The 13,980-nt window shown below is 71.2% G+C and carries 14 protein-coding genes; 8 read left to right on the top strand and 6 right to left on the bottom strand.

The window, feature by feature from the left end; genetic code table 11:
* Positions 1 to 140: 140 nt before the first annotated feature.
* The 3 genes from ABTX78_RS20480 to ABTX78_RS20470 are packed head-to-tail and all read left to right on the top strand — an operon-like array spanning position 141 to position 1,856.
* Positions 141 to 488, top strand: a complete 348-nt coding sequence (locus tag ABTX78_RS20480; RefSeq protein ID WP_352208193.1) for a hypothetical protein — start codon at positions 141 to 143, stop codon at positions 486 to 488.
* A 58-nt stretch (positions 489 to 546) separates the two neighbouring features.
* Positions 547 to 1,188, top strand: coding sequence for a thioredoxin-like domain-containing protein (locus ABTX78_RS20475; protein ID WP_352208192.1), 642 nt, complete (start codon positions 547 to 549; stop codon positions 1,186 to 1,188).
* Between the two features lie 5 nt (positions 1,189 to 1,193).
* Positions 1,194 to 1,856: a DUF305 domain-containing protein gene (locus tag ABTX78_RS20470; protein WP_352208191.1), complete on the top strand. Its 663-nt coding sequence runs from the start codon at positions 1,194 to 1,196 to the stop codon at positions 1,854 to 1,856.
* A gap of 330 nt (positions 1,857 to 2,186) precedes the next feature.
* On the opposite strand, the gene ABTX78_RS20465 is transcribed toward ABTX78_RS20470, so the two are convergent.
* Together ABTX78_RS20465 and ABTX78_RS20460 are read right to left on the bottom strand one after the other, a co-directional pair.
* Positions 2,187 to 2,627 carry a DUF5990 family protein gene (locus ABTX78_RS20465; RefSeq protein ID WP_352208190.1) on the bottom strand — a complete coding sequence of 147 codons (441 nt, stop codon included), beginning with the start codon at positions 2,625 to 2,627 and terminating at the stop codon, positions 2,187 to 2,189.
* Positions 2,615 to 3,457, bottom strand: coding sequence for an alpha/beta fold hydrolase (locus ABTX78_RS20460; protein ID WP_352208189.1), 843 nt, complete (start codon positions 3,455 to 3,457; stop codon positions 2,615 to 2,617). Before ABTX78_RS20460 ends, ABTX78_RS20465 begins: the two co-directional genes overlap by 13 nt.
* Positions 3,458 to 3,723: 266 nt before the next feature.
* Between ABTX78_RS20460 and ABTX78_RS20455 the strand changes: the two genes are divergently transcribed.
* Positions 3,724 to 5,478, top strand: coding sequence for an NAD+ synthase (locus tag ABTX78_RS20455; protein ID WP_352208188.1), 1,755 nt, complete (start codon positions 3,724 to 3,726; stop codon positions 5,476 to 5,478).
* On the opposite strand, the gene ABTX78_RS20450 is transcribed toward ABTX78_RS20455, so the two are convergent.
* The 4 genes from ABTX78_RS20450 to ABTX78_RS20435 form a co-directional block, all read right to left on the bottom strand.
* Positions 5,447 to 6,679 (bottom strand): MFS transporter, encoded by a 1,233-nt coding sequence (locus ABTX78_RS20450; RefSeq protein ID WP_352208187.1) that lies wholly within the window; start codon positions 6,677 to 6,679, stop codon positions 5,447 to 5,449. The genes ABTX78_RS20455 and ABTX78_RS20450 overlap by 32 nt on opposite strands.
* Positions 6,680 to 6,807: 128 nt before the next feature.
* On the bottom strand, positions 6,808 to 7,830 hold the full coding sequence (locus ABTX78_RS20445) for an endonuclease/exonuclease/phosphatase family protein (protein ID WP_352208186.1): 1,023 nt from the start codon (positions 7,828 to 7,830) through the stop codon (positions 6,808 to 6,810).
* Positions 7,831 to 8,026: 196 nt separating this feature from the next.
* Positions 8,027 to 8,713 (bottom strand): TetR/AcrR family transcriptional regulator, encoded by a 687-nt coding sequence (locus ABTX78_RS20440; protein WP_502993912.1) that lies wholly within the window; start codon positions 8,711 to 8,713, stop codon positions 8,027 to 8,029.
* 176 nt (positions 8,714 to 8,889) lie between these two features.
* Positions 8,890 to 10,488, bottom strand: coding sequence for an MFS transporter (locus ABTX78_RS20435; protein ID WP_352208184.1), 1,599 nt, complete (start codon positions 10,486 to 10,488; stop codon positions 8,890 to 8,892).
* A 159-nt stretch (positions 10,489 to 10,647) separates the two neighbouring features.
* On the opposite strand from ABTX78_RS20435, the gene panB reads away from it, so the two are divergent.
* The 4 genes from panB to ABTX78_RS20415 all read left to right on the top strand — a co-directional run bounded on the left by panB (position 10,648) and on the right by ABTX78_RS20415 (position 13,964).
* On the top strand, positions 10,648 to 11,508 hold the full coding sequence (gene panB, locus ABTX78_RS20430) for a 3-methyl-2-oxobutanoate hydroxymethyltransferase (RefSeq protein WP_352208183.1): 861 nt from the start codon (positions 10,648 to 10,650) through the stop codon (positions 11,506 to 11,508).
* Between the two features lie 142 nt (positions 11,509 to 11,650).
* Positions 11,651 to 12,016, top strand: coding sequence for a cupin domain-containing protein (locus tag ABTX78_RS20425; protein WP_352208182.1), 366 nt, complete (start codon positions 11,651 to 11,653; stop codon positions 12,014 to 12,016).
* An 89-nt stretch (positions 12,017 to 12,105) separates the two neighbouring features.
* Positions 12,106 to 13,119, top strand: a complete 1,014-nt coding sequence (locus tag ABTX78_RS20420; RefSeq protein ID WP_352208181.1) for an ATP-binding cassette domain-containing protein — start codon at positions 12,106 to 12,108, stop codon at positions 13,117 to 13,119.
* Positions 13,116 to 13,964, top strand: coding sequence for an ABC transporter permease (locus ABTX78_RS20415; RefSeq protein ID WP_502993910.1), 849 nt, complete (start codon positions 13,116 to 13,118; stop codon positions 13,962 to 13,964). The genes ABTX78_RS20420 and ABTX78_RS20415 overlap by 4 nt, the downstream gene beginning before the upstream one ends.
* Positions 13,965 to 13,980 lie beyond the last annotated feature (16 nt).

The raw sequence follows: 13,980 nt of genomic DNA, 5'->3' as shown, positions 1-13,980 counted from the left end.
CCTCTCACCTGTGATGGGCGTGTTCCGCGGGCCGCGACCGCGCCCGAAGGGCCGCCACGGAGGCCGGAAGCGGCCGGTCGCGGGGGCCGGGAACGGAGCCCCCGTTCCGGCGCGCCGCCCCGCTCGCTACGATCGCGGCCATGGGGGGCCCTCGGCTCACGCGCACCATGCGTCCCGTGGCACTGCTGGGTGCCGTGGCGACGCTGCTCGGCGCGCTCTTCATCTGCCCGAGCGCGTCGGCCGACCACCACGGCACGGCGTTGGACACGACGGTGGCCGCGTACTCGTGCCCGTACGACAACGGCGCCTGCGGGCTGCTGCCCATGGTCAGCCCCGCCGTACTCACCGCCCCGCCGCTCGACCCGCCGCTGGACACCGGGGAACAGCTGCCGCGGCTGGACCGCCCGGCCGGCACGGCCCGGCCTCCCCATGCCACCGCGCTGCCCCGCGCTCCGAGCCTGCACGTCCTTCAGGTGCTGCGGACCTGAGTCGTCCCGCATCTCCCCCGCCCCCGCCGATCACTTCATTGACGAAGGACGACACATCATGGCTTCCCGCACCAACGACCGCCGGGCCCGAATAGAGGAGATGCGCCGCGCCGAGCAGGCGCGCGAGCGCCGCGGGCGCATCATCACGATCGCCATCAGCGGTGTCGTCGTGGCCGGCCTGGTCGGCTTCGGCGTCTTCGTCCTCAACAAGGAGTCCGAGAAGAAGGACCAGCAGGTCGCCGAGGCGAAGGAGCCGGTCGCCGGCGAGAAGTCCTGGGACGCCAAGAAGCTCGGGCGCAACCACGTCACCAAGGCCGTCAGCTACCCCATGAAGCCGCCGGTCGGCGGTGACCACAACCAGGTCTGGATGAACTGCAACGGCGACGTCTACACGGAGCCGGTCCCCGACGTGAACGCGGTGCACTCGCTGGAGCACGGCGCCGTGTGGGTGACGTACAACGACAAGGCCCCGGCCGGTGAGGTGAGCAAGCTCGCCGACAAGGTGAAGAAGACGCCGTACTCGATGATGAGCCCGGTCAAGGACCAGGCGGGCGCCATCATGATCTCCGCGTGGGGCAAGCAGGTCACCGTCGACAGCGCGAGCGACAAGCGCGTGAGCCAGTTCTTCACCAAGTACGTGCAGGGCCCGCAGACGCCCGAGCCGGGCGCCGCGTGCACCAACGGTCTGGGTGGCAAGTGATCCGTATGACCCGTACGCACTGGGCGGCCGTCGTGGCGGTCGTCCTGGCGCTGCTGTTCGCGGGGGCCGCCACGGTGGCCTCCGCGGGTGGTGGTGACTCCGCCACGGCCGCGGCGCCGACGGCGAATTCGGCGGACGCCGGGTTCGCGCGCGACATGGCGGTCCATCACCAGCAGGCGGTGGAGATGTCGTTCATCGTGCGCGACGGTACGCAGGACGACGAGGTCCGCCGGCTCGCGTACGACATCGCCAACACCCAGGCCAACCAGCGCGGCATGATGCTGGGCTGGCTGGACCTGTGGGGCCTCCCGAAGGTCGCGCCGGACAGCGAGCCGATGGCCTGGATGGTCGGCGACGCGAAGGGTGGCCATGGCGGCCACGGCGGTTCCGGTCATCAGGCCGAGGACGGCTCGCTGATGCCGGGCATGGCGACGAAGGCGGAAGTGGAACGGCTGGACAAGGCCGTGGGCAAGCAGGCCGAGATCGAGTATCTCCAGCTGATGATCGTCCACCACAACGGTGGGATCTCCATGGCCAAGGGCTGTGTGGAGCTGTGCACGGTCGGTGCGGAACGGGACCTCGCGGAGGGCATGGTCGCCGCGCAGGAGTCGGAGGTCGCCCTGATGGTGGACCTGCTGCACAAGCGGGGCGCGGACGCCCGGTCCTGAGCGCCCAATGCGCGGGGAGCGGGTCCTGTACGGGTCGGCCGCGCGAGTGGATTCGCGTACGGGCCGGCTGCGCGGGCGGGTTCGGTACGGATCCGCCTCCCGGCCGGTTCGGGTAAGGGCCCGCCTCCCGGCCGGTTCGGTACGGATCCTCCTCGGGCCGATTCGGGTAAGGGCCCGCCCGGTCCGGTTCCGACCGGCCGGGCCGCAGCAGGTCCGCGGCAGGCCGGTCCGGCCGCAACCGCCGCCCGTACCCACGCGTCACGCGTCACCGCGGGCGCCAACCGCGCCCGTACCCCCGCCACGCGTCACCGCGCGCCGTCCCGGTGAGCCTCAGCGGCCGTCCGCCCCCGTCAGCCGCCAGGTGATCCGGGGCGGGCGGGCCGCCGCGCAGAGCGGCATTCCGCAGCTGTCCGTCAGGCCCAGCACGGTCTCCGCCGTGCCACCGGCGGCCGCCCCCTGCGGCAGATCGGCGAGGAAGACCTTCGCCCGGCGGAACATCGAGAACTCACCGCCGTCCGGAAGCTCGCCCCAGGTCAGATAGACGAAGCGCTCCCCGCGCCGCCCCTGGACACAGGGGCCACGGAAGTCGGCCGATCCGTCGGCGGCCTCGACCGTCTCGACCGGGATGTCGAACACCGCCTCGGCCGCGTCGGCCCGCACCAACTGGTCCGGCTCACGGCCGCGTTGGATGCCCACATGGACGTCGCGGTAGTCGCCGCACACGCTGCCGGGCAGCTCGCGGCCCGTGATCCGCAGGGTCAGCCGTGCCATGCCGAGGCCTCCTGATCAGTGCCCAGTACGGCCGCGGCCACCGCGTCCGGCCGGTCGAGCATCAGCAGATGACCGGCCGCGACCTCCTGGAACCGGGCGCCGAGCAGTTCGGCGAACGCCCGCTGCCGCGCCGTCCACCGGCTCCCCGCGGCGTCGGCGGCGAGCACGGTGACCGGTACCTCCGGCAGTGCGTACCGCTCGCGCAGGTCGAGGAGTTCGGCGGCGACCGCGCGGTAGTGGGTGTTCTCCAGCAGCGCACCGCGCAGCACGCGCGAGGTGCCGTAGCAGCGCCGTACGAGGTCCGCGGGTGCCGGGTCGCCGCCGCCCGTGCGGGACAGACGCACGGCCGCGCGCCGGGTCGGCGGGCCGAGGGCGGCCGGTGCGCCGAGGGCTCCCAGCGCCCTGCCGACCGCGCCGGTGACGGCGGCACGGACGGCGGGCGCGGCCGGCGGGCGCGCACCCTCCTCGACGCTGGAGTCGACGAGGACGACGGCCGCCGTACGGGCGGGGTGGAGCCGGGCGAAGGCCTCGGCATGGAAGCCGGCGATCGAATGGCCCACCACCGTCACCGGCCCGTCGGCCCCGAGCGCGTCGAGCAGGCCCGCGATGCGGTGGGCCTCACCGGAGGCCGAGGGCGGCACGGTGGCGGGGGCGCTGAGCCCGTGGCCCGGCCGGTCGAAGCGGACGACCGTGCGGTGCGGTGCGAGGAGGGGCACGACCGCGTCCCAGTCGAACCAGCTCATGGCGAGGCCGGCGCTCAGGACGCAGACCGGGCCGCTGCCCTCGACGACCACATGGTGCGCCACCCCGCCCACCCGTACGAACGTCACTGCGCCCCGCCTCTCCCCGCCCCTGCCCATGACGGCACGTGCGTTTCCCGCCAGCCTGCCACGCGCGGCGGCCGGCCGGCCCCCGGGGCCGGGCCTGGTGTCGTGATCAACGTTCCGGGTGCGGCACGCCGAAGAAGCCGGTTCGGGCATGGGAACGGGTGCGATAGGTGCCCCACGACGGCAGTTGTGGCACCTCACGCGCGCGCGACGGCACATGTCGTCCTCCCACAGGACATCGCGTCAGAGAGACGATTACACTGGGCCGCGTGCCTCAACTACGTCTCGCTCTGAATCAGATCGACTCGACCGTCGGCGACCTCACCGGTAACGCCGAGGCGATCGTGCACTGGACCCGGCACTCCGCCGAGCAGGGGGCGCACCTCGTCGCCTTCCCCGAGATGGTGCTGACCGGCTACCCCGTGGAGGACCTGGCCCTGCGGTCGTCCTTCGTGGAAGCCTCCCGGGCCGCCGTGCGGGCACTCGCCGTGCGGCTCGACGACGAGGGCTTCGGCGAACTGCCCGTGATCCTCGGCTTCCTCGACCGCGCCGAGCACGCCCAGCCGAAGTACGGTCAGCCGGCGGGGGCGCCGCGGAACGCCGCCGCCGTGCTGCACCGGGGCGAGGTGGTGCTGACGTTCGCCAAGCACCATCTGCCCAACTACGGCGTCTTCGACGAGTTCCGCTACTTCATGCCCGGCGACACGATGCCGCTGATCCGGGTGCACGGCGTCGACGTCGCGCTGGCGATCTGCGAGGACCTCTGGCAGGACGGCGGGCGGGTGCCCGCCACGCGTTCCGCCGGCGCCGGGCTGCTGGTGTCCATCAACGCCTCGCCGTACGAGCAGAACAAGGACGACACCCGCCTGGAACTGGTGCGCAAGCGCGCCCAGGAGGCCGGCTGCACCACGGCGTACCTCGCGATGATCGGCGGGCAGGACGAGCTGGTCTTCGACGGTGACTCGATCGTGGTCGACGCGCGGGGTGAAGTCGTCGCGCGTGCACCGCAGTTCTCGGAGGGCTGCGTCGTTCTCGACCTGGAGCTGCCGGCCGCGGGCGAGGTGCCGTCGGGGGTGGTGGACGACGGGTTGCGGATCGACCACGTCGTCATCTCCGAGGAGCCGCTGCCCGCGTACGAGGCGGAGGTGCCGGGCGGCTACGCCGAGCGCCTGGAAGACGACGAGGAGGTGTACTCGGCGCTGGTCGTGGGCCTGCGCGCGTACGCCGCCAAGAACGGGTTCCGTTCGGTGCTGGTCGGGCTGTCGGGCGGTATCGACTCGGCGCTCGTCGCCGCGATCGCCTGCGACGCGCTCGGCGCGCAGAACGTGTACGGCGTCTCGATGCCGTCGAAGTACTCCTCGGACCACTCCAAAGGCGACGCGGCCGAACTGGCCCGCCGCACGGGGCTCAACTTCCGGACGGTGTCGATCGAGCCGATGTTCGACGCGTACATGGGCTCGCTCACCCTCACCGGCCTCGCCGAGGAGAACCTCCAGTCACGGCTGCGCGGCACGATGCTGATGGCCCTGTCCAACCAGGAGGGCCACATCGTGCTCGCGCCGGGCAACAAGTCCGAGCTGGCGGTGGGGTATTCGACGCTGTACGGCGACTCGGTCGGCGCGTACGGACCGATCAAGGACGTCTACAAGACGACCGTCTTCCGGCTGGCGCGGTGGCGCAACCGCGCCGCCGAGGAGCGCGGTCAGGTGCCGCCGATCCCGGAGGCCTCGATCAGCAAGCCGCCGAGTGCCGAGCTGCGGCCCGGACAGGTCGACACCGACTCGCTGCCGGACTACGACGTGCTGGACGGGATCCTCGCCATGTACGTGGACCGGGACCAGGGCAAGGACGCCATCGTGGCGGCCGGTTTCGACGAGGAGTTGGTCGCGAAGACGCTGCGGATGGTGGACACGGCGGAGTACAAGCGACGCCAGTACCCGCCGGGCACCAAGATCTCGGCGAAGGGCTTCGGCAAGGACCGGCGGCTGCCGATCACGAACCGCTGGCGCGAGACGACCGGCTGACGTCGCGCTGTCCGGACGGAGGGGGGCTTCCCGCGGCGATGACGCGGGAGCTCCCCTTCGCCGTACGGTCCAGCAGTCCGGCGGTGGCGGCGATGCCCAGTCCGGCCACCGCGAGCACGGCGCCGACCAGCATCGGGGACGTCCAGCCCCAGCCCGCCGCGATGGCCGTGCCACCGAGCCAGGCGCCGCCCGCGTTGGCCAGGTTGAACGCGGAGTGGTTGGAGGCGGAGGCCAGCGTCGGGGCGTCCTTGGCCTTGTTCATCACCAGCATCTGCAGCGGGGTCGTGGTCATGAACCCGACCGCGCCGAGGACGACGACGGTGACGAGGGCGGCCGCCTGGTGGTGCACGGTGAAGCGGAAGGCGACCAGCACGATCGCGAGTGCGGCGAGCGATCCGTACAGCGTGGGGCGCAGCGCCCGGTCGGTGAGCGGTCCCGCGGCGAGCGCGCCGAGCGTCATGCCGATCCCGAACAGCGCGAGGACGAGGGTGACGGAGGACTCCCCGAATCCCATGACCTCGGTGGTCATCGAGGCCAGGTACGAGTAGACGGCGAAGACGCCCGCGAAGCCGAAGACGGCGGTGAGCAGGCCGAGGAGCACCTGGCGGTTGCCGAGGGCGCGCATCTCCCGGCCGAGGCTCTGATGATCGTCCATGGGTATCAGCGGGACGAGCCGGGCGAGCGCCACCATGGCGACCAGGCCGATCGCGGTGACCACGAGGAAGGTGGCGCGCCAGCCGAGGTGCTGCCCGAGCAGGGTGGCGGCGGGAACGCCGACGATGTTGGCGACGGTGAGGCCGAGGAACATCGTGGCCACGGCCCGCGCCTGCCGCCCGTCGGCGACCAGCCGCGCGGCGACGACAGCGCCGACACCGAAGAACGCACCGTGCGGAAGCCCGGCGAGCACCCGGCCCGCGACCAGCCAGCCGTAACCGGGGGCGAGCGCGGAGGCGAGGTTGCCGACGACGAAGAGCGCCATCAGGAGCAGGAGCATCTTCTTGCGCGGGACGCGTGAGCCGAGGGCGGTGAGCAGGGGCGCGCCGAGGACGACGCCGATCGCGTACGCGGAGACGAGATGTCCCGCGGTGGGGACGGACGTGCCGAGGTCGTCGGCGACGTTGGGCAGCAGGCCCATCATGACGAATTCTGTGGTGCCGATGCCGAAGGCGGAGACGGCAAGCGCGAGCAGCGCCAGGGGCATGGGGGTGGACCTTTCACAACGCGTAAGTTCCTTTACTGAACAAAGGGTCTCACGCGCCGGTTCCCCCGGAGTGAACGCCGGGTTTCGGTCCGAGGGCCCGAAGAGACCTGCGGGCCCTCGGACCGCGGTCAGAAGGTGACCCGCGCCGCGATCGGCAGGTGGTCGCTGTCCGTCTTCGGCAGCGTCCACGACGAGACCGGGTCGATCCCCCGCACCATGATCTGGTCGATCCGCGCCATCGGGAACGACGCCGGCCAGCTGAAGCCGAAGCCGTCTCCCGCCGCGCCCTGGGTGGAGCGCATCTGCGAGGTGATGGCCTTCAGCGAGCGGTCGTTCATCGTCCCGTTGAGGTCGCCGAGGAGCACGACCCTGGCGACCGGCTCGCGGGCGATCGCCTCGCCGAGCGCGTCGGCGCTGTTGTCACGCTGGTTGGCGGTGAAGCCGGCGTTCAGTTTCACCCGTACCGAGGGCATGTGGGCCACGTACACCGCGACCGCGCCCTGCGGGGTCTGCACGGTGGAGCGCATCGCGCGCGTCCAGCCCATGTTGATGTCGACGGGCGCGGTGTCGCTCATGGGGTACTTGCTCCACAGGCCGACCGTGCCCTGCACCGAGTGGTACTTGTACGTCCCCGCGAGCGCTGCCTCGTAGGTGGAGACCTGCCCCTGGGGCAGTTCCTGGAGGGCGACGACGTCCGCGCCCGAGGCGGCCACCTCCTGGGCGGTGCCCCCGGGGTCCGGATTGTCCGCGTTCACGTTGTGCGTGGCGACCGTCAGATCGCCGCCGGTGACCGACTTGTCGGTCAGCAGCCCGCCGAAGAGGTTCAGCCACACGATGGTCGGGAGCAGCAGCGCGATCAGCGCGGTGGCCGAACGCCGCCACACGGCGGCGACGAGGATCACCGGGATGAAGACGCCCAGCCACGGGAGAAACGTCTCCGCGAGACTGCCGAGGTTCCCGATCCTGTTGGGCATCTGCGCGTGCAGGATCATCAGCAGCGCGATCACCACGGCGCAGGACGCGAGGAGAAGACCGCGCCGCCAGATGCCGCTGTCCCCCCGCCAGCGCTCCAGCAGGCGCCGGGCCCGGGATGAGGTGAACCGGTCCCCCGGGCCGCCGTTCCCGGTCTCCGTCTTGTACGCCTGCACCATGGAGCTGTCCTCACTGCCTTGCCGTCACACCAGCCTCGGCGTCGACACTAGGCGATGACGGTACTGTCCCTGCCGCCCCGGGGCGGCCGTACTGTTTCGGAGACGACAGCCGGGCACGCGGGGTTCCTGGTATCGGGCCAGGTTGGGGCGCTGTGACAGAACACGCACACTTCCGGCAACTCCTCGGCGCGGCGTGTCACACGGGCCCGCGGACCCCCGCGAGCACCGCGTCGACTATCTGTTCCGCGCTGCCCTCGCCCGGTGTCCCGTCCGGCCGCAGCACGGTCCGTACGAGCATCGGGCCGAGGAACAGGTCGCCCAGCAGATCGACGTCGATGTCGTCGCGGATCTCGCCCATCTCGACGCCCCGGCGCAGCACTTCGTCCATCTGGCGGCGCCGGGGTGCCAGCGAGGTGCGGTGGTACATGTCCCAGAGCCGGGGGTAACTCTGCATCTGGGCGAAGACGTTGTGCAGCAGGGCCGAGTCCCGTTTGGCGAGTCCGCGCCGGCGCACGGTCTCCAGCATCGCGACCAGGTCGTCCCGTACCGACGTGCCTGGCAGCGGCGGGTCCACCGGCTCGATGGAGCGGACGACGTCGACGAACAGCGCCTCCTTGCCCTCCCAGCGGCGGTAGACGGTGGCCTTGCCGACGCCGGCGGTACGGGCGATGCGGTCGACGGAGAGTTCGGAGAGCGGCAGGCCCTCCTCCAGCAGGCTCATCACGGCCTCGACGATCGACCGTTCGGCAGCCTCGCTGCGCGGCCGGCCGCGGCGGACCACCGGCGTGGGGCCGCCGGCGGTGGGGGGTTCGGCGTGGCTCGCGGCGCGCGCGGGGCCGGGGGCCGCCCGGCCGGGGCGCGCCCGGTCGTCCTGCACGGGCATCTCCGCACCGCCTCTCACCGTCGTCACCGCCGCAACCGCCCGTTCGCCCACCGGTTCGTCGCCGGCCGCCCGGTGCGTCGCCGCGGCTGTCGTCTGTTCGTCGGCGCCGGCCGTTTGCCTCCCGGCTCATCGCCGGGTTCGCCGCGGCTGTCGTCTGTTCGTCGCCGGGCCACGGGTCAGCGTCCGGCGCCCTCCCGCTCGGGCAGCGCGTCGGGCTCGGGCGCCGGCCTGGCCGGGGCCCTGCCCGGCAGGAAGAGCGCCACGACGACCGCTCCGGCGACGGCCACGATCGCCGCACAGGCCGCTGTGAGATGCATGGCGTCGAGGAAGGCTTCCTGCGCCGGGCCGACGAGCGCCTTGCCCGCCGGGCCCATCTTCTCCGCCACGCCGAGGGTGGCCTCGATCGATTCCCCGGCCGCGCTGCGCGCGTCCACCGGAACGCTCAGCAGATGCTCCTCGATCTCGCTGCGGTAGCGCGTGGACAGCAGCGAGCCGAGTACGGCGACGCCGAGCGCTCCGCCGACCTGGCGGAAGGTGTTGTTGACCGCGGAGCCGGAGCCGGCCTTCTCGCGGGGCAGCGCCTGCATCACCGACAGGGTGACCGGCGGCATGATGTGGGCCATTCCGACGCCCTGGACGAACAGCATGAACTCGACGACCCACAGGGGCGTGGACGCGTCGAAGAACACGAAGGCCGCGAGTCCGGCCGCGACCATCACCATGCCGACGGCACAGACGGGCCGGGCGCCGAACCGGTCGACGACGAGGCGGGCGCGGGGGGCGAAGACCACCTGGGCGACGGCGAGCGGCAGGACGAGCATGCCGGCGTGCAGCGGGCTGTAGCCGCGGATGCTCTGGAGATAGAAGGCGGAGAAGAACGTCACGCCCATCACGGCGAAGAAGACCAGTGCCATGGCGGCGATCGCCGCGGAGAAGGCCGGCTTGGCGAAGCAGGAGATGTCCAGCGCGGGATGGTCGATGCGCTTCTCGTACAGGACGAAGCCGACCAGCACGACGAGGCCGCCGACCACCGGGAGCAGCACGGAGGCCGTGGTGAAGTCGGCGAGCTCGCCGCCGCGGATGATGCCGTAGACCAGCAGCACCAGACCGACGATGGACAGCAGCACACCGACGGGGTCGAGACGGCCGGGATTCGGGTCCTTGGAGTCGGGCACCAGGATCGCCATCGTGACCAGCGCGACGATCACGACGGGGACGTTGATCAGGAAGATCGAACCCCACCAGAAGTGCTCCAGGAGCACTCCGCCGGTGAACGGGCCGATGGCGATGGCGACGCCCACGCTGCCCGTCCAGATCCCCATCGCCCGGGCCTGCTCGTCGCGCTCGAAGACGTTCATCAGGACGGCGAGCGTGGCGGGCATCACAAAGGCGGCGCCGAGACCCATGATCGCCCGGTAGACGATGAGTTCCGAGGGGGTACCGGAGAAGGCGGCGAGCGCGGAGCCCGTGCCGAAGACCAGGACGCCGAGGAGCAGCACGTTCTTGCGCCCGAGCCGGTCGCCGACCAGGCCGGCGGTGAACAGGAGGCCGGCGAAGACGAGCGTGTAGGCGTTGATCGCCCACTCCAGCTCGCTCTGGGTGGCGCCGATGCCCGTGGGCGCGGGGGTGGCGATCGTCTTGACCGCCACATTCAGGATCGAGTTGTCCAGCACCACGATGAGCATGCTGAACGTCAGGACGGTGAGGATCGCCCAGCGTCGACGGTGGACGGTCTCGGGGACAGAGGGTGCGACACGACCCGACGGTGTGGCCATCGGCGCAGAATATCCCATTTCAATACGAAAACGTCTCGAATAGCGGGCCGACACCCGACCGGCCCCCTCCCCTTCCGTCCCGGCGGCACGAGGTGCCACCATGGAGCAGATCCGGGGACGCCGTCAGGGTGCCTCGAGATGACGAAGGAGCCGTTAGCCATGACGCTTCAGGCTGCCCAGAAGCCCACCGACAGCAGCAAGGCGCTGTACGGCGGCAAGGGCACTCGCCGCATCACGGTCCACGACATCTCCGCCGCCAAGGAACGCGGCGAGAAGTGGCCCATGCTGACCGCCTACGACGCGATGATCGCCTCCGTCTTCGACGAGGCCGGTATCCCCGTGATGCTCGTCGGCGACTCCATGGGCAACACCCACCTCGGCTACGACACCACCGTTCCGGTCACCATGGACGAGATGACCCTGCTCTCCGCGGCGGTCGTCCGGGGCACCAGCCGCGCCCTCGTCGTCGGCGACCTCCCGTTCGGTTCGTACCAGGAGGGGCCCGTCCAGGCCCTGCGCAACGCCACCCGGCTGGTCAAGGAGGCGGGCGTCGGCGCGGTCAAGCTGGAGGGCGGCGAGCGCTCGCTGCCGCAGACCGAGCTGATCGTCCAGTCCGGCATCCCCGTGATGTCCCACCTGGGCCTGACCCCGCAGTCCGTGAACACCATGGGCTACCGGGTACAGGGCCGCGGCGACGAGGCCGCCCACCGGCTGCTGCGCGACGCCAAGGCCGCCCAGGACGCCGGCGCCTTCGCGGTCGTCCTCGAACTGGTCCCCGCGGAGCTGGCCGCCGAGGTCACCCGTTCCCTGCACATCCCCACGATCGGCATCGGCGCCGGTCCCGACACGGACGCCCAGGTCCTCGTCTGGACGGACATGGCGGGCCTCACGGGCGGCAAGGTGCCGCGCTTCACCAAGCAGTACGCCGACCTGCGCCGGACGCTCGGCGACGCCGCGAAGGCCTTCGCGGACGACGTCGTCGGCGGTGCGTTCCCGCAGGAAGAGCACACCTTCCACTAGCCACTCCCGGCACAGACGACAGCCCGCCGATCTTCCCCCGTCGGCGGGCTGTCGGTGTGTACGGGACCCCTGGGACGCTCCCGGCGTAGCCTGGAAGACGGACTCGGGGCCCCTTTCGTTCGCCGCCAGGAGGCGGATGACCATGACCGGCATCACGCACAAGAGCTTCGACTCCGCAGACGAGACCCGACCGTTCGAGGACGGCAAGGGAAAACTCCAGTTGGTCACCACAGCGCACGGACCCGTCGGCCGGGCCGTGTTCGAACCGGGCTGGCAGTGGTCCCAGCATGTGGCGCCCCTCGCCGGCACCAAGAGCTGCGAGGCCGCCCACGCCGGCTACGTCGTCAGCGGCCGGATGAAGATCGTCATGGACGACGGCGAGACGGGAGAGGCGGCGCCCGGCGAGTTCTTCGCCGTCGAACCCGGCCACGACGCCTGGGTGCTCGGCGACGAGCCCTGTGTCGTGATCGACTGGATCGGCTTCGGGGACTACGCCAAGCCTTCCTGACCCGCACATCCGCTGATGTCGGCGGAGCACGAGCGTTCTGTCGGTGACCTGTCGGCCGCTTGTCGGTGGGACCCCGCATTATTGGCGCCATGACGCGAATCGACAAGAACCCCGACGGCGGCAAGGACAACGCCGTCGAGGTGCGGGGGCTGGTCAAGCACTACGGCGAGACCAAGGCGCTGGACGGGGTGGACCTGGAGGTCCGCGAGGGCACCGTGCTCGGTGTGCTCGGCCCCAACGGCGCCGGCAAGACCACACTCGTACGCTGCCTCTCCACCCTCGTCACCCCGGACGCCGGCACCGCGATCGTGGCGGGCTACGACGTGGTGAAGCAGCCGCGGCAGCTGCGGCGCACCATCGGACTCACCGGTCAGTACGCCTCGGTCGACGAGAAGCTGTCCGGCTGGGAGAACCTCTACATGATCGGGCGGCTGCTCGATCTGCCGCGCAGGGCCGCCCGGCAGCGCGCCGACGAGATGCTGGAGCGCTTCTCGCTCACCGACGCGGCGAAGCGGCCCGCGATGCAGTACTCCGGCGGTATGCGCCGGCGTCTCGACCTCGCCGCCTCGATGATCGGGCAGCCGGCCGTGCTCTATCTGGACGAGCCGACGACCGGACTCGACCCCCGGACGCGCAACGAGGTCTGGGACGAGGTCCAGCGGATGGTCGCGGAGGGGGCGACCGTCCTGCTGACCACCCAGTACATGGAAGAGGCCGAGCAGCTCGCCAACGAGCTCACGGTCATCGACAAGGGGCGGGTCATCGCCAACGGCCGGGTGGACGAACTCAAGGCCAAGGTCGGCGGACGCACCCTGCAGATCCGGCCGTCCGACACCGCTCAGCTGCCCGCGATGGCGCGGGTCCTCGCCGAGGCCGGACTCGACGGCGTCTCCGGCGCCACGGTCGTGCCCGACGAGGGCCTGCTGTACGTGCCGATCCTCAGCGACGCCCAACTGACCGCCGTCGTCGGCCTGATGGGTTCGCACGGCTTCGGCATCGCGCACATCGGCACCCATCTGCCCAGCCTCGACGAGGTGTTCCTGGCCATCACGGGCGAGAAGACGTCCGTGTCCGAGACGACCGAAGAGGAGGTCGCCGCGTGAGCACGGCAACCGCCACCCCCGCGTCCACCGAGGCGCCCGCCCGACGCCCCGCGGCGCCGGCCGGCGAGGGCCGGATCGGCCTGCGCGGCAATCTGCGCCACATCGGCGCGCTGGTGCGCCGCAACGCGCTCCAGATCAAGCAGGACCCGGAGTCGATGTTCGACGCCGTGCTCATGCCGATCATCTTCACCCTGCTGTTCGTGTACGTCTTCGGCGGCGCGATCTCCGGCAAGGGCAACCAGGACGCGTACGTCAACTACGTGATCCCCGGCCTGATGGCCATGATGGGCATGAACATCGCCATGGCCGTCGGCACCGGTGTCAACGACGACTTCAAGAAGGGCGTGATGGACCGGTTCCGGTCCATGCCCATCGCACGGTCCTCGGTGCTCATCGCCAAGATCGTCGTCGAGGTCGGCCGGATGCTGGTCGCGACCACGATCCTGCTCGGCATGGGCTTCGCGCTCGGCCTGGAGATCAAGACCTCGGTGCTGCACCTGCTCGCGGCGATCGGTCTCTCCACGGTCTTCGGCGCCTCACTGATGTGGATCTTCATTCTGCTCGGTCTCACCATGAAGACGGCCCAGGCCGTCCAGGGAGTGGCCATGCTCGTTCTGATGCCGCTCCAGTTCGGGTCGTCGATCTTCGCCCCGCCGACGACGATGCCAGGCTGGCTGGAGAGCTTCACCGACTACAACCCGCTGTCCAACCTCGCGGACGCGGCACGGGCGCTGATCAACGGCGGTGCGGTCGCCCACTCGGTGTGGATGACGCTCGCCTGGGCCGCCGCCATCACGGTGGTGACGGCGCCGCTCGCGGTCGCCAAGTTCCGCAAGAAGACCTGAGCCCGGCGGCCCGGTG

This window comes from Streptomyces sp. NPDC096193, from assembly GCF_040302905.1.
In the GTDB taxonomy this organism is placed as follows: Bacteria; Actinomycetota; Actinomycetes; order Streptomycetales; family Streptomycetaceae; genus Streptomyces.
The sequence above is the reverse complement of the archived record's forward strand: the minus strand, read 5'-3'. Positions and strand labels throughout refer to the sequence as shown.